The sequence below is a fragment of the Petrocella sp. FN5 genome, from assembly GCF_029210395.1.
Lineage (GTDB): Bacteria > Bacillota > Clostridia > Lachnospirales > Vallitaleaceae > Petrocella.
In genome coordinates this window covers 1-937 of sequence record NZ_JARGDP010000206.1, presented here as the reverse complement: position 1 = coordinate 937, position 937 = coordinate 1, and the positions used below count along the sequence as shown (strand labels likewise).

General features: G+C 34.2%; 1 protein-coding gene. It reads left to right on the top strand.

The annotated features are described in order from the left end of the window. Positions 1-385 precede the first annotated feature (385 nt). The gene (locus tag P0N36_RS15510) at positions 386-679 is read left to right on the top strand and encodes a helix-turn-helix domain-containing protein (RefSeq protein ID WP_275843797.1); all 294 of its coding nucleotides are present in this window, start codon (positions 386-388) and stop codon (positions 677-679) included. The last annotated feature ends 258 nt before the right edge of the window (positions 680-937 follow it).

Here is a 937-nt window from a genome sequence, read left to right as displayed (position 1 = left end):
ATTGACATTAAGCTTTATAAATATATTTATACGTTGTAAATGTAGTGTATTGACTTAAAGATTATACTGAATTGTAATAATGATAGGGAACAACCAGAGGTAGAGTTCTTGCTACTAACAAGACTTTTCATGTACTACCTACACGCGAAATAGAGGTTTTCGTATAGCTAACTATAGTAGTCTCAATGTTTCGAAGCAATTAGTGAAATATTGACGATATGGCATATATACCATACAATGTAATTAGAAGAAAATTCTTCTGAGGAGTGCTTATGTTTGAAGTTATATTTTATGAAACAGAGGATGGTATATTTGAGGTTAGAGGAAAAGTCGGAAGTAATATTTCAAGGGTTTTATATTATTTAGAGAGGCAAGGTGAAATAGGATGAAAACATTGAATAAGTTCGTTGAAGAACAAATGAAGGATCAGGAATTTCGTGTTGAGTATGAAAACTTACAGCCTGAATTTGATATCATAAAAGCAATCGTTACAGCAAGAAGTAGTAGGCATTTGACACAAGAAGCATTAGCAAAAGCAACAGGAATCAATCAGGCGGATATCAGTAAGATAGAAAATGGAACAAGAAATCCTAGCCTTAATATGTTAAAGAGACTAGCAGAAGGAATGGATATGAGTTTAGAATTAAATTTTGTTCCCAAAGAAAAAAGTGTTTCGTGAGTGAACCAAGGGAAACCAAAATAACCACAGAGACAGTTCTTCTGGTCGAAAAACAACCAAAACAACCAGAGGGACAGTTCTTGAACAACCAGAGGGACAGTTCTTGCGGTTTGTTAGTCGTGGGTAGTTCAAAGCGGATTCTTTTTATAGGCATTGAACTTTGACAGATTCGAGGTAGTATGATAACATAAATATGTAATACATTGTAGCACACATTGTGCGAAGGAGGCATGAAAATGAGTACAATTTCGATAAGAT